Source organism: Lentzea albida, assembly GCF_900111005.1.
GTDB classification, from domain to species: domain Bacteria; phylum Actinomycetota; class Actinomycetes; order Mycobacteriales; family Pseudonocardiaceae; genus Lentzea; species Lentzea albida.
This window is the reverse complement of record NZ_FOFV01000031.1, coordinates 18,001-35,366: the sequence shown is the minus strand read 5'-3', so window position 1 is coordinate 35,366 and position 17,366 is coordinate 18,001. Positions and strand designations below refer to the sequence as shown.

Here is a 17,366-nt window from a genome sequence, read left to right as displayed (position 1 = left end):
TTACCCGTTGCCCCGCCACCTTCAAACAAGCGCGAAACGATCTCAGGGCGCCATCGCGGCGAGCATGTCGCCCACCGAGGTGGTGGCGAGGCCGATGGTCGCGTCGCTCGCGCCGTACGGGATCACGAGGGTGTCGCCGTGCAGCAGACCGCCGCACGAGTAGACGACGTTGGGCACGTAACCGTCGCGCTCAGCGGCGTTCGGCGTCAGCAGCGGCTCCGGCAGCGTGGCGAGCACCTTCGCCGGGTCGTCGAGGTCGAGCAGCATCGCTCCCATCGAGTAGAGCCGCATCGGACCGACCCCGTGGGTGAGGACGAGCCAGCCCTCGGGGGTCTCGACCGGCGAGCCGCAGTTGCCGACCTGGACGAGGTCCCAGTCCCTGCCCGGCGCCGCCACGGACCGGGGTTCGTTCCACGACTTGAGGTCGTCGGACGTCGTCACAGCCGTGCTCTCGCCGTCACCGCGGGACAAGGCGGCGAACCTGCCGCCGATGCGGCGGGGGAACAGCGCCATTCCCTTGTTGCGCGCGGCGGGACCGGTCAGCTGTGTGATCCGGAACGTGCGGAAGTCGTCTGTCTGCAACAGTTGCGGCGCAACGTCGACTCCGTCGTAGGCCGTGTAGGTCGCGTAGTAGGTCTGCGAGCCGTCGTCGTCGGAGAAGCGCACGAACCGCGCGTCTTCCATGCCGTGGCGTTCCGACGGGCCGGTCGGCCAGAGCACCCGGCCGCTGACCGCGGAGTCCTCCGGGAAGTCGGTGGTGTAATTGCACGCGGCGATCCACCTGACCAGCTCGACCGTCCGGTGAGCCGCCTGCCTGGCGACCAGCTTGGGGTGCAGGCCGGCCAGCAGCTCGTCGAGCTCCGCTCCGGTGAACCGCGCGGGCAACCACCGGCTGAGCACGGCCGACACCTCGTCGTCGTGGCCCCGCTCGGCGAGCTTGCCGAGGAAGAGACCCTTGTCGTGGATCGAGTCCGTGCGCAGCCCGGTGCTGATGACGCCCGGCTGCGAATCCACGGTGAGCACACCGCCCGGGCCCGCCACCCCGGTGCGGAAGCCGATCGAGGACAGGTGCCCCTCGCCGATGCCGCGCACGCTCAGCACGAACCGCAGCTGCCCCTGTGCCATCCCGCTCTGGTCGGGGTGGGCGACCATGGACGGGTTGCACAGCGCGGCACCCTCGACGGCGTACTCGTGGGTGAAGTAGGCGCCGATCAGGAGACGGCGGGACTCGGAGAGCTCGGCGTCCGCGGACAGCCGGTGGCTGACGCTCGCGAAGTTGTCCGCGAAGGTCCCGCAGACGTTCCGGTGCCGTCCGGCGAACAAGCGGACCGTGCGGTCGAGCGCCGCGCACGTGGTCGACTCGTCCAGCGCCATCACCCGCCGGATGACGGCCGCCGACCGCGACTCGTGCTCGGGCACTTCCTCGCCCGGCACGAACAGCTTGGTGATGACCCGGCGCGGGTCGGCGCGCAGCCGCAGCGGGCTGCGCGTGACGCGGGGGTTCATCCGGTGCTCCTGAGGAGCGTGCGCAGGTGTTGGCGGGTGGAGAGCAGCGCCAGGGTCGACTCGGCGCCCTGGTTGGTGTTCGGACCGGCCGGCGTCAGGCCGTCGTAGCAGCCGCCGGTCTGTTCGTCCTGCATCAGCGAGCCGAGGTCGTTGTCCCCGCTGAACCAGGCGATCGCGCGGTGGACACCGGCGAGCCACGCGGGGTCGGAGGTGACCTGGTAGGCGCGGGCGCACGCGTCGGCCATCGCGGCGGCCTCGATGGGCTGCTGGTCGAAGGCAGGACGCGGCTCGCCGAGGAACCACCCGCCGGTCGGGACCGGTGAGAGGTGGAAGTCCCGTGACTCCACGGTCAGCAGCCAGTCCAGCAGCCGCAGCCCGTCGTCGCGGACCTCGTCGCTGCCGAGGAGGTCGCCCGCGGCGATCAACGCCTCGGGCAGCGCCGCGTTGGCGTAGAACAGCCGGTCCTCCGGCCACGGCCAGTTCTCGTCGGTGCGGGGCCTGCCGATGTAGGAGGTGATGTCGCCGAGCAGGGCGGCGGCGGAGGCGTGCAGGGGATCGGCGTCCAGCACCTCGGCGGCGCCGAGCGCGGCGAACGCCATCGTGCGCACCGACGGCGGCCGGTGGTGTGCGCCGCGGTCGAAGCACTCCAGCGCCGCCCGCTGGATGGCGGGAGTCGTGCTGCGGGCGGCGGTGGTGCCGAGCCCCCACAGCGCGCGTCCCCACCAGTCGCCCAGACCCGGTTCGTCGAGCCAGCGGCGGTCGGGGCTGAGCCTGTTGTGGAAGCGCCCGTCCTCGGCCTGCGCGTAGGCGGTGAAGGCGAGGTAGTGCTCGGCCAGTGCGGCCAGGTCGGCGGGCAGGTCGGGTTCGCGGTGCAGGACCACCAGGCCTCGCGCGACGTCGTCGAGGCAGTAGCCGTGCTCCCGGCGCGGCAGCGGGCCGTCCGCGTGCTCGTGCAGACCGGTGTCGTCGCTCAGCCTGACCAGGTGGGCGAACTCGATGTCGCTCATCGCGTTGCGGCGACGCGGTCGGCGAACAGCCTGTCCGTCACCAGGTTGTCGCAGACGCCGCGGTAGCGGTCCGCCACGGCGGGCCAGCTCAGCACGGCGCCCAGGTCCGCTGACCGGTCGCGCATCCCCGCGGCCAGTCCCGGTTCGGTCAGCACGCGCCGCAGCGCCGCGGCGATGGCGGCGGGATCCCGGTGCGGCACCAGCAGTCCGGCTCCGTCCGCGAGCAGTTCGACCGCGTGCGGGAAGACCGTCGCGACCACCGGTTTCCGCGCCGCGAGGGCCTCGACGAGCACCCCGGAGGTGACCTGCTCGGACGAGTCGTAGGGCAGCAGCACGACGTCGGCCCTGCCGACCAGGTCCGCCAGCGCCTCGGTGCCGAGGTAGGCCGGGTCGAACTCGACCAGATCGGTCACCCCGGAGGCGGCAGCCTGTTCGCGCAGGTGCGTCCGGTACGCCTCACCCTCGTGTGCCAGCACCTTGGGATGCGTCTGGCCCGCCACCAGGTAGCGCGGTTTCAGGTCGCGCAGCGCGGCGAGCGCCGCGATGCCCCATTCGACGCCCTTGCCGCGGCCGAGCAGGCCCCAGGTGAGGACCAGCGGGCCGCGGCCCGGTGCCGAGGCGGCGGACCTGTCGGCGGGCACGGCGCCGTGCGGGATCACCACGACCTCACCGGGCCGGTCGACCGCGTAGCCCGCCAGGAGACGGCTCCTGGCCGCTTCCGACATGGTGACCACGGCGTCGGCGTGGTCGACGACCGCTTCGAGCACCCGGCGTTGTCCCGGTGTGGGCGTGGTGAGCACCGTGTGCAGCACGACGACCACCGGGACCCGCAACCGGGCGAGCACGCCCAGCGCCTCGTCGCCGTCACTGCCGGCGTAGATCCCGTACTCGTGCTGGACCACCGCGACGTCACACCGGTTGAGCACCTCCGCGGCGGCGTCCACCGCTCCGGGACGCATGGGGTGGGCCGCCGACGGGGCGGCGGCGTGCGGTTCGGCGTCGGTCAGCACGCGGACCACGCGGCTTCTGCTGCCCGGGGTGGCGGCGGCCAGGTGGCGCTGGAGCGAGGCGGTGAACGTCGCGAGCCCGCATTGTGTCGGTGGGTAGGTGCTCAGAAAACCATAGGTGCGAACCATGAAGCGGCGGGCCTTTCGAGTCGGCGGCAGGCAGACGGGCGCACCGGCACGAGTCCGGTGCGAAGAGGGAGTCCACTGAGGACTGTCGCGGTGCGGCGGTCAGGTGCGCGGGGTCATGCCCGCGTCCGCCAGTCCGGCGGGTTCAGCGCGGGAACGGTGGTGGCGGGGTCGGTGGCGAGCGGCCGCCAGCCGCCGGGGAACTGGCCGTCGGACACCGCGTCCGGCTTCCTCGTCATCCGAAGGCCGCGTGGTGTGGTGAGGTCGAGGCTGGTGCTGATCGGGCCCGAGATCATCCCGGTGCTCCCGCCTCCGTCCGGACCAGCCGGGCGGGGTCGCTGACACTCCGCAGGAGGCACCTGGCTCGGTCGCCGATGCGCGAGATCCCCTCGGACCACCCACTCTACGCCGATGACGGGTCCGCGCCGGTCGCAACGGGGTGACGGACCGGCGCGGACCCGGTAGGCCGCTCTCAGCCGAGCGTCCTGTGCACCGCCAACGCGTCGCCGAGGCCCGACAGCGTCAGGATCCGGTCCGGCGCACTGCCGCTCAGGCACGTCACGCGGAACACGCGGCCGGTGCGCTGGGCCAGGTAGGAGGCTTCGAGGAGCAACGCGATCCCCGAACTGCTGAGGTATCCCACCGCGGTCAGGTCGATGTCGACCGGCCGCCGGTCGTCGCGGCGGTCGACATGGGCCATCACCCGCCCCCGGAGGTCCTCCACGGTGCCGGCGTCCAGGTCACCGGTGATGCGGAGCACGTGGGCGCCGTCCGACTCCTGCTCGGCCAGCTCGGACCGCACCGCCGGTGCCGGCGACGCGATCGGCGTCGTCGCGGCCGGCGAGGTGGCGAAGCGGAACCGGATCGTCGTGCCGGTGCCGCTGGTGGTCAGCTCGACGTCGTCGGCGAGCGCCCGGATCATCCGCAGGCCGCGCCCGCGGTGCCCCGGCTCCGCGTCCGGCGGACGCCAGGAACCGTTGTCCTGCACCGTCACCTGCACGGAGCCGCCGGTGTGCGCGAGGTGGGTCGAGAAGGTGCCGCGCGCCTGCTCGTAGGCGTGGTCCACCGCGTTGGCGGCCGCTTCGCCGTAGGCGAGCAAGAGGTCGTAGGACCTGTCCTCGGACAGGCCCGACACGGTCGTCCACTCGGACACCGCCGCGCGCAGCCCGGACAGCTGCTCCGGTTCGGCGGGGGTGGTCAGGTGCAACGGTGGTGGCAGGTAGCGGGCGACGACGAGCACCGCGTCGTCGTCCTGGCCGTGAGCGAGCAGGTCGCCCACGATCGAGTCGGCCAGCTCCTCGGGATCCCGTCCGCGCGCCTCCCGCACCAGGTCCAGCAGGCGGTCGGGCACCGCTCCCGGCCCTCCGACCAGGCCGTCGGTGTGGAACACGATCGACGTGCCCGGTGACAGGACGGTCGTGTGCTCCTCGTACGGCGCTCGGCGCGGTGCGCCCAGGGCGGCGCCTCCCCCCGAGAGCAGCCGGGTGCCGCCGGAACCCGTGACCAGCGGTGGTGGGTGACCCGCGGTGGACCAGCGCACCTTTCCGGTGGTCCAGTCGAACGTGACGCAGGCGCACGTGCTGCCGGTGGAGCCGCCGACCCTGGTGGCGAAGGCGTCGAGCCGCTCCAACGCCGCCGCCGGCGAGTGCCCGTCGACGAGGTAGCCGGCCAGCGCGCTGCGCAGCTGTGCCATCACCGCGGCCGCCGCGGGGCCCTCGTGCGCGACGTCGCCGACCGAGAAGCCGACCACGGTGCCGTTGATCGGGAGCACCTCGTACCAGTCGCCGCCCGCGTGTGCGTGCGGTGACGCGGGCAGGTGGCGGGCGGACACGGCGAGCCGGTCGAGCACCGGTAACTCCCGGGGCAGCAGGCTGTGCTGCAGGGCGATGGCGGCCTCCCGTTCCCGCCGCAGCGCCGATTCCCGCTCGGCCTCGGCGCGCTGCCGTCCGGTCACGTCCCGCCCGATGGCCTGCATCCCGGCCGGGGTCGCCTGCGTGCTGAGCTCCAGCGCGACGAGAGCGCCGTCGGCACGGCGCAGGGTCCACACCGCGGTCGTCCTGTCCACCGGCTCCTCACCGTCCACCACGAGGTCCATCACCTCCGTCCCGACCAGCTCGTCGCGGCGGCGGCCCAGCAGCGCGCAGGCCGCCGGGTTCACCTCGACGAACCGCAGCTCGTGGTCGAGCAGCCAGACGGCGTCGGTGGCGTGGTCGACCAGCCGGCGCAGGCGACGCTCGGCCTCGCGCCGGTCGCGGTCGGACCGGGCCCTGCGCATCGACTCCCAGCACTGTTCGGTGACGACGGCGACGAGGTCGACCTCGTCCTGGGTCCACTGCCTCGGCGTCGCGTGGTGCACGGCCATCGCGGCGACGAACCGCCCGCCGCGCAGCAGGGGGAGGCAGAGCGCCGCACGAATGCCGGTGCCGGCGTGCGCCGCCAAGTCCTCCTCGCCGAGGCGGGGGTCGTTCTCGTGGTCGGCGACGACCCACGGCTCACCGGCCCGCATGGCCCGCAGTGCCGCCGGACCGAGGTGCCGCATCGGGAACCGGCCGGGCAGCGGGGGCAGACCGGTGGCGTGGTCGCCGCTCAGGACGACGTCGTCCTCGTCCGCCCTGGCGTACGCGCAGCGGTCGACGTCGAGGTGCCGGCCGAGCAACCGGGTCGCCAGCTCCATCAGACCGTCGGGGTCCTCGAGCTTGCGCGACTCCTTCTCGAGCGCGGCGAGGAACCTCTCGCGTTCGGCGGGTGCCCGGTGCGGGGTGATGTCGACGAGCACGCCCTGGAGCCGCCGGGCCACCGCGGACTCGTCCCGCTGCACGTGCGCCTTCTCCTGCAACCAGAGGATTCTTCCTCCGGCGTCGCGTACGCGGTAGGAGAGTTCGTAGTCGTCGTCCTCGGCGGCTCGGCTCCAGCGCTGCGCTTCGACCCTGGCCCGGTCACCGGGCAGGATCGCGGACGTCCAGAGCGCGGGGTCGTCGAGCCACCTGCGCACCGGATGACCGAGCAGCTGCTCGACGTGCCGGGAGAGGAACGTCAGCCGGCGCGTCACGGCATCCACCTCCCACAGGACCACCGGCAGGTTGTCGACGAACGAGCGCAGTCCCTGTGTCTTCGTGACGCTTTCGGTGGCGCTCATCCGTCCAACCTGTCATGGGGGAGAACCGGGGGCGAACCGGGCCGGCCCCGACCTCCGCGGAGATCGGGGCCGGCCCGGCGGTGCACGGGTCAGGGTGCGACGTCGCGGACGGCTTCCCGGCCGTGGTCGGCGGTGGTCCTGGCCGCGTCGGTGGCGGTCTGCCCGACCTCGCCGGCCGCGTCGCGGACGTCGGAGCCCAGCTCCTCCTTGAGATGTCCCGCCGACTCGGCGAGCGCCTGCTTGGCCGGTTCGATGACGTCGCTCGCGCGATCACCGATCTCCGCCACGATCTGCTGCTCGGCCTGCGAGCGCGGGAGCAGCGAGGCGACCAGCAGGCCACCCCCGAACGCGATGAGTCCCGCCGCGATCGGGCTTCCCTGCGCCTGCCGCATCGCCTGGCGGGGCGCGTCCTGCGCCGCTTCCACCGCTCGCTCCGCGTTGCCGGCGACGGCGTTCTTCGCCTGGTGTGCCTGGTCGTGCACCGTGGAGGTGGTGCCGGAGGCGGTTCCCATGACGCTGTCCCTCATCCTGCCGAGGCCGTTGCGGATCTTCTGCGTGCGGCGCTGTGCGATGCGGCGCGGGCTCGTCCGGTCGACCAGGCGGTTGGCGTCGTCCACCAGTTCCGCCCTGGTGTCGTCGATCTCGCGCCTTATCTGGTCGGGTGTCGTGCCCATTCCGCGTCCTCCTCAAGGGATTCGACCGTGCGTTCGGGTTTCGGGGAGACCTCGCGGAGCTTGGCGCGGCCACTGCTGTACAGAGCGAAACCGGCGATGCCCCACACCGCGGCGACGATCAGGGCCGCCCACCCCAGTGGCATGACCGCGCCGAGCGCGAACACCGCGGCGAGGCTCAGCAGGACCACGGCCATGTGACCGGCGAAGCCCGCGCCGGCGAGCATGCCGCCCGCCTTGCCCGCCTTCTTCGCCTCGTCGCGGAGCTCGGCCTTGGCCAGCTCGAGCTCCTGGCGCATCAACCGGGAGAGGTCCTGCGCGAGCTCTCCGACGAGCTCACCGAGCGACTCGCGCTCGGGTGCGGGAGGCAGACCCGTGTCAGGGCTGGACATTCCGCGCACCTCCAGCAGGCACCGTGTCCTGGGTGTACGGGTCGTACTGCTGCCGGCCGCGGTCGGTGCCGATCACGCCCTCGTCGTCGAACGACGGTCCGAGATCGGGAGTGGGCGACGCGGGTGCGGCGGCGAACGGCGGCACGTCGGCGACGGGCGCGGCGGGTGGCGGCTGCACGGCGGAACGGCTGTCCGGCGAGCCCGTGGCGCTCTTCGCGACACGTCCGACGAGGAACCCCGCCACCGCGGCGCCGAGCAGGAACGCTCCCGGCCTGCGCCGGGCGAAGTGCTGGGCGGAACTCAGCAGCCCGCTCGCACCCCGCTCGTCCAGGAACCGCGCGGCCTGCCTGCCGGTGTCGGCGACCCGGCGGACGGCCCCCGCCGACAGGGCGTCCGGAGAGGCGCTCTCGGCCATCGAGCTCAGCTCGTCGGCGATCCGGTCCAGCTGGGTGGAGACCTTCTTGGCCTGTGCGTCGGCTTCGCCCGCCACTCTGTCCTTGGCGCTGCGCAGAACGTTGTCCGCCTGGGACTTCGTTTCCCGCACCACGTGGCCGATCTGCTCCTGAGCCGTGACAGCCACCTCTCCGGCGGCATCCCTGGCCTGGTGCACCACCTCGGTACCTTCGTGGTTCACGACTTCTCCTCAGCTTCTCGACTTGTGTTCGCACTGCGAGCTACCCCGCACCTGGGGGCGCAAACGGCTTGGGAGCAAAGGAAGTTGTTGTGGTACAGGGAGTTTCGCGTGTTCGATCGGGGGTAGCGTTCACACGCGTGTGCGGGAGGCCTCGCCCGCGTCGCCGTTGTTCTCGATCGCCTTCCGCCGCCGCTCGCGGTCGAGCCACCACATGGCCGGTGTCGCGGTCAGGCCGTGCAGCAGGATCGACCCGATGACGACGAGTCCGACGATCCGCCACAGCGCGGTCTGCTCGGCGAAGACGCCTTCCTGGAGGGCGTAGGTGACGTAGAACAGCGAGCCGACCCCGCGGACGCCGAAGAACGCGATGACGGCGCGTTCCCGGGGCCCGGTCCTGCCACCGGCCAGACCCGCCCAGCCCGCCAGCGGCCGCACCAGCAGCAGGACGGCCGCGGCGACCGCGACCTCGCGCACACCGGTGCCGGCGAGCAGCCCGGAGACGGCGGCTCCGCCCAGCAGGAAGACGATCACGACGGTCAGCATCCGCTCGGCCTGTTCCACGTAGCGGTGCAACACCTGGTGGTAGCCGTGGTGCCGCTCGGCGGACCTGATGGAGCACGCGCACACGAACACCGCGATGAACCCGTAGCCCTCGGCGAGTTCGGCGAGACCGTAGGCGAGGAAGGTGGCGGCGATGGCGACGAAGCCCTCCGCGTGCTCGGCGAGGCGGAAGGTGCGCCACGACGAGGAGAAGAACAGCTTGCCCAGCAACCAGCCGATCAGCACGCCGACGACGAGGCCGCAGGCCAGCCGCCACAGCACGTCCACGGCGAACCAGTGCGGCAGCCACAGCGAAGGTGCCACCCCGGCGACGCTGATCGCGATCGCGGCGTAGGTGAACGGGAAGGCCAAGCCGTCGTTGAGACCGGCCTCCGAGGTGAGCGCGAACCTCGCCTCGTCGTCGGTCTCGTCCGGGTTCTCCGTCGGTTCGGCCGCCTGCACCTCGCTCGCCAGCACCGGATCGGTGGGGGCGAGCGCCGCGGCGAGCAGGAGCGCGGCCCCGGTGCCGAGGCCGAGAGCGCCCCAGCCCAGCAGCCCCACGGAGAACATCGACAGGGGCATCGTGACGGCCAGCAACCGCCACGTGTTCGCCCAGCGGCGCAGTCCGACCACCCTGTTGAGCGCCAGCCCCGCACCCATCAGCGAGATGATCACGCAGATCTCGGTGAGGTGCAGCAGCACCGTGCTGTGGCGGAGGGGGTCCGGGTCGGGCAGCGGGTCGACGACCGCGAAGGTGAGGGCACCTGCTCCCAGGAAGAGCATCGGCAGGGAGACCGGTGCGCGGTCGAGCAGGCGCGGCAGCGTCGCCGCGGCGAGTGTCGCGAGTCCGGCACCGGTGTAGAGCAGAGGGCTCGGGTCCACCGTGCACCGTCCGTTCGGGCTGGGAGGCCCCAGTTACCCGGTGCCGCCGCGGGCAAACGGGTGGCGCGGGGCCAGGTAGGGTGGAGTCACCGAGGGCATGTCGCGCAGCAGCGGTCGAGCTGATGCCGCCTTGGGCGCACCACGCAGCCCGGCATCACCCCGTTCCTGCCCATGCTCATCGGAGTTCCGCATGCCCATGTCCACACCCCTGATCATCGACGTCGACGACCAGCCCGACACGACCGGCAGCTGCGCCGTCTGTCCCCACCCCTGGGCCGAGCACGACGCGCTCGGTGTGCGGTACTGCACCGCCACCACGGTGTCCGCGCTGCCCCGCGGCTGCATCTGCCCATGACCGCGAAAACCCTCACCACCGCGCGGTTGACGCTGCGCCCGTGGCAGGTCGACGACGCGCCGGCCGCTCTGGAGATCTACGGGCACGCGGAGGTGACCCGCTGGCTCAGCCCGGAGATGGACCGCGTCCCGGACAAGGCGGCGATGCGGTTGCTGTTGCAGCAGTGGGCCGCCGAGAACGCCCGCCTGCCGTCCGCGGCCGGTCGGTGGGCGGTCGAACGCACCGCCGACGGTCAGTTGATCGGCGGCGCGGTCCTGCTGCCGCTGCCGCCGGGCGAGGAGGACCTCGAGGTCGGCTGGCACCTCCGCCCCGACGCGTGGGGCAACGGCTACGCGACCGAGGCGACCCACGCGCTCGCCGAGTGGGCGTTCCGCCACGACGTGAACGAGGTCTTCGCCGTCGTGCGGCCGGGCAACACCCGCGCCGCCACCACCGTGCGGAACAACGGCATGCACTGGGTGGGGGAGACGACGAAGTACTTCGGCGTCGAACTGCAGGTGTTCCGCCTCCGCCAGGCCGATCTCGACTCGGCGGCGCCCCCGTCGCTGCGCCCGCCCGGCGACGACTGACCCGCACCTCCTCCCCGGTCTCCCCGCGCCCGCCCTCCCCGAACTCCCGCAGCCCCGCCGTGGCGTCACCTCGGCGGGGCTGAGCCGTCTCCTGCGCGTTTGGCCGCCGGGAATCCGGCTATTCGCGGGGAGAAGCATCAACAGCCGCCCGGACCCGCGACCTCGTTGATCCAGTCACGTGGGACGCACGCGGTTCCGGGAAGGTTCGAGACACATGACTCGCACGGCCACCGCACCACTGAGCCGCGACCCGTCGTTGTCCCCGCCAGTCGCGCAGGCCGCGGGCTGGACCGACGCGGACGTCCGTGCCGTGGACACGATCCGGGTGGTCGCCGCCGACGCCGTCCAACGCGCGGGAAACGGGCACCCCGGGACCGCGATGAGCCTGGCACCGCTCGCGTACCTGCTGTTCCAGCAGGTGATGCGGCACGACCCCGCCGACGACCAGTGGCTCGGCCGCGACCGGTTCGTCCTGTCGTGCGGCCACACGAGCCTGACGCTGTACGCGCAGCTCTACCTGAGCGGGTACGGGCTGGAGCTGACCGACCTGGCCTCGTTGCGCACCTGGAACTCCGCCACACCGGGCCATCCCGAGCACCGGCACACGCGCGGTGTGGAGATCACCACCGGTCCGCTCGGGCAGGGGTTCGCCAGTGCGGTGGGGATGGCGCTCGCCGCGCGGCGCGAACGCGGACTGCTCGACCCGGACGCGGCGCCGGGACAGAGCCCGTTCGACCACCACGTGTACGTCCTCGCCTCCGACGGCGACCTGATGGAGGGCGTCACCGCCGAGGCCGCCTCGCTCGCCGGTCACCAGGAGCTCGGGAACCTCGTGGCGTTCTACGACGCGAACCACATCTCCATCGAGGACGACACCGGCATCTCCTTCAGCGAGGACGTGGCCGGCCGCTTCGCCGCCTGCGGCTGGCACGTCCAGTCCGTCGACTGGACGAGCACCGGCCGCTACGTCGAGGACGTGGACGCGGTCCTCGCCGCGGTCGAGGAGGCCAAGGCCGACACCGGACGTCCGTCCCTGATCGTGCTGCGCACCATCATCGGCTGGCCCGCGCCCACCCTGCGCGACACCGGCAAGGCGCACGGTTCCGCGCTCGGCGCCGACGAGGTCGCCGCCGTCAAGACCCTGCTCGGCTTCGACCCGGAGCGGAGCTTCGCGGTGGAGGACGAGGTGCTCGCGCACGCTCGCCGGGTGCTGGACCGCGGTGCGGCCGCACACGAGCGCTGGGAAGCCGGCTACACGCGCTGGCGCACCGAGAACCCGGACCGCGCCGAGCTGCTCGACCGGTTGCGCGATCAGCGGTTTCCCGAGGGCTGGACCGACGCCCTGCCGGTCTTCCCCGCAGATCCGGGGGGAATGGCGACCCGCACGGCGTCGGGGGAGGTCCTCTCGGCACTGGCGCCCGTGCTGCCGGAGCTGTGGGGCGGATCGGCCGATCTGGCGGGGAGCAACAACACCACGATGGACGGCGAACCGTCGTTCGTCCCGGTGGGCAAGCAGACCACGAAGTGGCAGGGCGGCCCCTACGGGCGCACGCTGCACTTCGGCATCCGGGAACACGCGATGGCCGCGGCGCTCAACGGCATCGCGTTGCAGAGCCTGACCCGTCCGTACGGCGGCACGTTCCTGGTCTTCAGCGACTACCAGCGGCCCGCGATCCGGCTGGCCGCGCTCATGCAGCTGCCGGTCACCTACGTGTGGACCCACGACTCGATCGGACTGGGGGGAGGACGGACCGACCCACCAGCCGGTCGAGCACCTCGCCGCGCTGCGCGCGATCCCCGGTCTCGACGTCGTGCGCCCGGCGGACGCCAACGAGACCGCGGTCTGCTGGCGGCAGATCCTGGAGCACCGCACCCGTCCCGCCGGTCTGGTCCTGACGCGGCAGGACGTTCCGGTGCTCGACCGCGGGCCCGGTGGCCTGGCGCCGGCGGAGGGTGCCGCGCGCGGCGGCTACGTCCTCGCCGGCTCCGAGTCGCCGGACGTGATCCTGGTCGCCACCGGGTCCGAGGTGCAGATCGCCCTCGACGCCCGCGAGCTGCTCGCCGAGGACGGTGTCGGGGCCCGCGTGGTCTCGATGCCCTGCCGCGAGTGGTTCGCCGCACAGGAACTGTCCTATCAGGACGAAGTGCTCCCGCCGGGCGTGCGCGCCCGCGTGAGCGTCGAGGCCGCGGTCGCCCAGGGCTGGCGCGACATCGTCGGCGACGCGGGACGCGTGGTGTCGCTCGAACACTTCGGTGCCTCCGCCGACTACCGGCGCCTCTACGAGGAGTTCGGCATCACCGCCACCGCGGTCGCCGAGGCCGCGCACGACTGCCTGCGCGACGCGGTCACGTCGGTCCGTCCGGGAGGTGTGCAGCGCAGTTCCGCGCCCACCACCGGCGGCACCGGCGACCGTCCTGCCTGAACCACGAGGATTTCCGACCACGGAGGCACCATGGCCACGGGCCACGACCACCCGCTCACCGAACTCGCCGCCGCAGGCGTGTCGATCTGGCTCGACGACCTGTCCCGCGAGCTGTTGTCCGGGGGCAGGCTGCAGGCGCTGATCGCGGACCGCGGCGTCGTCGGCATCACGACCAACCCGACCATCTTCGCGTCAGCGCTGGAACGGGGAGAGCGCTACACGCGGCAGCTCAGACGGCTCGCGGAGGTGGAGGCGAGCATCGAGGACACGGTCTTCGCCATCACCACCGACGACGTGCGGGAGGCCTGCCACGTCCTGCGACCGGTGTACGACCGCACGGACGGCGTCGACGGCAGGGTGTCGCTGGAGGTCGACCCCGGCCTCGCCCACGACACCCAGGCGACCATCGACCGCGCCCGTCTGCTCTGGTCGGCCGTCGACGAGCCGAACCTGCTCATCAAGATCCCGGCCACCACGGCGGGGCTCGACGCGATCACCGCGGTCATCGGCGAGGGCATCAGCGTCAACGTCACGCTCATCTTCTCCCTCGACCGGTACCGGGAGGTGGTCGACGCCTACCTCACCGGCCTGGAGACGGCTCGCCTCAACGGGCTCGACCTGGCCGGCATCCACTCGGTCGCCTCGTTCTTCGTGTCCCGTGTGGACACCGAGATCGACGCGCGTCTCGACGCCATCGGCACCGACCGCGCGCTCGCGGCCAAGGGCAGGGCGGCGATCGCCAACGCCCGTCTCGCCCACGAGGTCCACGTGACGAGCCTGGCCACGCGACGCTGGCGCGACCTGGCCGCGTCGGGAGCACGGCCGCAACGACCGCTGTGGGCCTCCACGGGGGTGAAGAACCCCGCATACCCGGACACGATGTACGTGTCCGAACTCGCCATCCCGGGCACCGTCAACACCATGCCGGGACCGACGCTCGAGGCGTTCGCCGACCACGGCAACGTGACCCCCGTCGTGCTAGAAGAGGTCTACGGTCCGGCCCAGGACGTGCTCAGCGAGATCGCGCTGCTCGGAATCGACTACCGCGAGGTCACCGACGAGCTGGAACGCCAGGGCGTCCGCAAGTTCGTCGACAGCTGGGACGAGCTCGCGGAGACCGTCCGCGGCGAGCTCAGCCGCGACCTGGCCGCTCCCGTGCCTCACGGAAGATAGCCGTCAGGTGCTCACGGTGAGCAGCAGCACCACGTCCAGCAGCGCGATCGCGACGGTCAGCCGGAACGCGATCGCGCTGTGCGGCGCGCGGATCGCGGCGGCGGTCGTGACGACGGCCAACGCGACCCCGGTCGTCACCACGACCGCCGAGTAGAGCGCCGACGCCCCGGCGGGAGCGAGGCCCAGCACGACCGACGCCGTGGCGAGGGCTCCCGCCATGACGATCACCCCCGTGCGCGGACCGAGCCGGTGGGGCAGGCCCCGGACACCGGTCTCCGCGTCCGCGCGCAGATCCGGGAGCACGTTGGCGAAGTGCGCCCCGAACCCGAGCAGCGCGCCCGTCACCGGCACCCACCAGGGCGGCCACGTCCCGCCCGGCCCCGCCGCGTGCACACCGATCGTCAGCGCGGCGAACGAGAACAGGTAGGCGGCACCGGAGAAGGCGGTGCTCTTGAGACCGAGGTTGTACGCCCAGCCGCCCGCGACGCTCAGCAGCAGCACGACACCGGCGAACCAACCCAGCGACAACGACGACACGACCGTCGCCAGCGCCGCCGCGACCGCGGCGGCCGCGACCGCGGACACCGGAACCTCTCCCGCGGCAGCGGGTTTGTCCACGCGCCCGGCGGCGCGATCGCGTGCGGCGTCGATCCAGTCGTTGGACCAGCCGATCGACAGCTGGCCCGTGAGCACCGCGGCACCGAGCAGCGCGGCGCGCGGGCCGTCGGCCCCGGCGCCCAGTCCGAGCAGGACCGCCACCACCGTGACGGCGAGACCGGGAAGGGGATGACACGCGCGTGCCAGACCTTGCAGTAGTCGCAACGACTTCCGGCGGTGGATCGCTGTGCCGCTCATCTGCCGAGTGTAGGCGGAAGCCGTACCGTGACAGGGGTGACGACAATTTCGGCGGTGCACGGAGTTCTTCCGCCGCACCGCTACCCCCAGGCAAGGCTGACAAACCTGTTCGCCCGATTATGTCTGCCGGACTCCGCTTCCCGCGCGGTGGTCTCGCGCTTCCACAGCAGCGCCCGCGTCGGGTCGCGGCACCTCGCACTGGCCATCGAGCGGTACGACGAGCTCGACGGTTTCACCGCGGCCAACGACGCTTTCCTCTCCGTCGCGGTCGATCTCGGCTGTGAGGCCGCACTGGCGGCGCTCGCGGACGCGGGACTGCGACCGTCCGATGTGGACCTCACCGTGTCCACGACCGTCACCGGGATCGCGGTGCCCTCCCTCGACGCCCGGATCGCGGCGCGCATCGGCCTGCGGCCGGACGTGAAGCGGATCCCGATCATCGGCCTCGGCTGTCTGGCTGGCGCGGCGGGAGTCGCGCGGCTGCACGACTTCCTGCGCGGCTGGCCAGGCTCGGTCGCGATGCTCGTTTCGGTCGAGCTGTGCTCGCTGACCGTGCAACGGCAGGATCCCAGCGCTGCCAACATGATCGCCTCGGGTCTCTTCGGCGACGGCGCCGCGGCCGTCGTCGCTGTCGGCTCCGAGCACATCGGCGCCACGGCCGGTCCCCAGGTCGTGGACTCGCTGAGCCACCTGTACGCGGACTCCGAACGCGCGATGGGGTGGGACGTCGGAAGCACCGGACTGAAGATCGTGCTGGGCGCCGAGGTCCCCGAGCTGGTGCGCGAGCACCTCGCCGACGACGTCAAGAACCTGTTGGCACCACACGGTCTGGAGGTCGGCGACATCGCGCGCTGGATCTGCCACCCCGGTGGGCCGAAGGTCATCGAGGCCATCCAGTCGGTGCTCGGCCTCGACGAGCAGGACCTCGCGATGACCTGGCGGTCGTTGCACGAGATAGGGAACCTGTCCTCGGCGTCCGTGCTGCACGTCTTCGCGGACACGCTCGCGGCCCGGCCCGCCGCCCCGGGCGACTGGGGCGTGGTGATGGCGATGGGGCCGGGCTTCTGCGCCGAGCTGGTGCTGCTGAGGTGGTGAGCCAGGCGTGGTACTCGGTGCTGGTCGGCCTCGTCGCGGCCGAGCGGCTGGCCGAGCTGGTCGTCGCGAAGAGGAACCTGGCGTGGAGCCTCGCCCGCGGCGGGCGGGAGTCGGGGTTCGCGCACTACCCGTTCATGGTCGTGCTGCACACCGGCCTGCTGGCCGGGTGCCTGGCCGAGGTCTGGCTGTCCGGCCGCGCCTTCGTGCCCGCGCTGGGCTGGCCGATGCTCGCGCTCGTCGTACTGTCCCAGGTCCTGCGGTGGTGGTGCGTCCGGACGCTCGGACGTCAGTGGAACACCCGGATCGTCGTCGTGCCGGGGCTTCCGCTCGTGACCGGCGGTCCGTACCGCCTGTTCCCGCACCCGAACTACGTCGCGGTCGTGGTCGAGGGCTTCGCACTGCCCTTGGTGCACGGCGCGTGGCTGACCGCGTCGGTCTTCACCGTGCTGAACGCGGGTCTGCTGGCGGTCCGCGTCCGCGCGGAGAACGACGCGTTGCGGTCGGTCCGTGTCTGACCGGGTGCACGACGTCCTGGTGGCCGGCGGGGGCCCGGCGGGGCTCGCCGTCGCGCTGGGCTGCGCCCAGGCCGGCATGGACGTGCTGGTGTGCGAGAGGAGGCCCGGTGTGCTCGACAAGGCCTGCGGGGAAGGGCTGATGCCCGGTGCCGTGCGCGCACTGGCCGCGCTCGGGGTGGACCCGCCCGGCCACCCGATCGACGGCATCACCTACCGGCAGGGACCTCTGACGGCGCACGCGCCGTTCCGCTGTGGCGCCGGACGGGGAGTTCGCCGCGTCCGGCTGCACGACGCGCTCGGCGAGGCAGTCCGCCGTGCCGGGATACCTGTGCTGGACACGCCGGTCACCGACGTCCTCCAGCACGACGACCACGTGCGGGCCGGGGCGTTGCGGGCGCGCTACCTCGTCGCCGCGGACGGTCTGCACTCGCCGATCCGCGCTCTCGTCGGCCTGCGCTCGCCGGGCAGGACCTCCTCGCC

General features: G+C 72.5%; 15 protein-coding genes and 2 pseudogenes. 7 read left to right on the top strand and 10 right to left on the bottom strand.

Annotation, left to right across the window (positions count from 1 at the left end; all coding sequences use genetic code 11):
- Positions 1–42: 42 nt before the first annotated feature.
- From BMY74_RS42400 to BMY74_RS42360, 9 genes are all read right to left on the bottom strand, one after another.
- A complete protein-coding gene (locus tag BMY74_RS42400; protein ID WP_089927633.1) occupies positions 43–1,506 on the bottom strand; it encodes a glycoside hydrolase family 130 protein in 1,464 nt (487 codons plus the stop codon).
- A complete protein-coding gene (locus BMY74_RS42395) occupies positions 1,503–2,513 on the bottom strand; it encodes a glycosyltransferase (RefSeq protein WP_089927632.1) in 1,011 nt (336 codons plus the stop codon). Before BMY74_RS42395 ends, BMY74_RS42400 begins: the two co-directional genes overlap by 4 nt.
- The gene (locus tag BMY74_RS42390) at positions 2,510–3,532 is read right to left on the bottom strand and encodes a glycosyltransferase (protein WP_218159950.1); all 1,023 of its coding nucleotides are present in this window, start codon (positions 3,530–3,532) and stop codon (positions 2,510–2,512) included. The genes BMY74_RS42395 and BMY74_RS42390 overlap by 4 nt, the downstream gene beginning before the upstream one ends.
- Before the next feature lie 230 nt (positions 3,533–3,762).
- Positions 3,763–3,942, bottom strand: coding sequence for a hypothetical protein (locus tag BMY74_RS42385; protein WP_089927626.1), 180 nt, complete (start codon positions 3,940–3,942; stop codon positions 3,763–3,765).
- A gap of 176 nt (positions 3,943–4,118) precedes the next feature.
- A complete protein-coding gene (locus BMY74_RS42380; RefSeq protein WP_089927622.1) occupies positions 4,119–6,782 on the bottom strand; it encodes a SpoIIE family protein phosphatase in 2,664 nt (887 codons plus the stop codon).
- A gap of 89 nt (positions 6,783–6,871) precedes the next feature.
- Positions 6,872–7,456 carry a DUF3618 domain-containing protein gene (locus BMY74_RS42375; RefSeq protein ID WP_089927619.1) on the bottom strand — a complete coding sequence of 195 codons (585 nt, stop codon included), beginning with the start codon at positions 7,454–7,456 and terminating at the stop codon, positions 6,872–6,874.
- Positions 7,432–7,845: a phage holin family protein gene (locus BMY74_RS42370; protein ID WP_089927618.1), complete on the bottom strand. Its 414-nt coding sequence runs from the start codon at positions 7,843–7,845 to the stop codon at positions 7,432–7,434. The genes BMY74_RS42375 and BMY74_RS42370 overlap by 25 nt, the downstream gene beginning before the upstream one ends.
- The gene (locus tag BMY74_RS42365; protein ID WP_089927617.1) at positions 7,832–8,479 is read right to left on the bottom strand and encodes a hypothetical protein; all 648 of its coding nucleotides are present in this window, start codon (positions 8,477–8,479) and stop codon (positions 7,832–7,834) included. The genes BMY74_RS42370 and BMY74_RS42365 overlap by 14 nt, the downstream gene beginning before the upstream one ends.
- Positions 8,480–8,608: 129 nt before the next feature.
- The gene (locus BMY74_RS42360; RefSeq protein WP_218159949.1) at positions 8,609–9,901 is read right to left on the bottom strand and encodes a cation:proton antiporter; all 1,293 of its coding nucleotides are present in this window, start codon (positions 9,899–9,901) and stop codon (positions 8,609–8,611) included.
- A gap of 196 nt (positions 9,902–10,097) precedes the next feature.
- On the opposite strand from BMY74_RS42360, the gene BMY74_RS45620 reads away from it, so the two are divergent.
- The 4 genes and pseudogenes from BMY74_RS45620 (at position 10,098) to tal (ending at position 14,421) form a co-directional block, all read left to right on the top strand.
- Complete coding sequence (locus BMY74_RS45620) at positions 10,098–10,256, top strand: RGCVC family protein (RefSeq protein WP_176946913.1); 159 nt, start codon at positions 10,098–10,100, stop codon at positions 10,254–10,256.
- Positions 10,253–10,825 (top strand): GNAT family N-acetyltransferase, encoded by a 573-nt coding sequence (locus tag BMY74_RS42355; protein ID WP_089927616.1) that lies wholly within the window; start codon positions 10,253–10,255, stop codon positions 10,823–10,825. The genes BMY74_RS45620 and BMY74_RS42355 overlap by 4 nt, the downstream gene beginning before the upstream one ends.
- A gap of 214 nt (positions 10,826–11,039) precedes the next feature.
- Positions 11,040–13,248: pseudogene (gene tkt / locus BMY74_RS42350) on the top strand (transketolase).
- 30 nt (positions 13,249–13,278) lie between these two features.
- Positions 13,279–14,421 (top strand): transaldolase, encoded by a 1,143-nt coding sequence (tal, locus tag BMY74_RS42345; RefSeq protein WP_089927597.1) that lies wholly within the window; start codon positions 13,279–13,281, stop codon positions 14,419–14,421.
- Between the two features lie 3 nt (positions 14,422–14,424).
- Here tal and BMY74_RS42340 read toward each other — a convergent pair whose 3' ends face one another.
- Entirely contained in the window at positions 14,425–15,276 is an 852-nt protein-coding gene (locus BMY74_RS42340) for a UbiA family prenyltransferase (protein ID WP_089927595.1), read from the bottom strand.
- 36 nt (positions 15,277–15,312) lie between these two features.
- Here BMY74_RS42340 and BMY74_RS42335 point away from each other — a divergent pair, with 36 nt between their 5' ends.
- The 3 genes and pseudogenes from BMY74_RS42335 to BMY74_RS47110 form a co-directional block, all read left to right on the top strand.
- The gene (locus tag BMY74_RS42335) at positions 15,313–16,371 is read left to right on the top strand and encodes a type III polyketide synthase (protein ID WP_089927592.1); all 1,059 of its coding nucleotides are present in this window, start codon (positions 15,313–15,315) and stop codon (positions 16,369–16,371) included.
- Positions 16,368–16,886: an isoprenylcysteine carboxyl methyltransferase family protein gene (locus BMY74_RS42330; protein WP_089927690.1), complete on the top strand. Its 519-nt coding sequence runs from the start codon at positions 16,368–16,370 to the stop codon at positions 16,884–16,886. Before BMY74_RS42335 ends, BMY74_RS42330 begins: the two co-directional genes overlap by 4 nt.
- Positions 16,879–17,361, top strand: a pseudogene (locus tag BMY74_RS47110) (FAD-dependent oxidoreductase); the annotation flags it as partial. The gene BMY74_RS42330 and the pseudogene BMY74_RS47110, both read left to right, overlap by 8 nt.
- Positions 17,362–17,366: the final 5 nt, after the last annotated feature.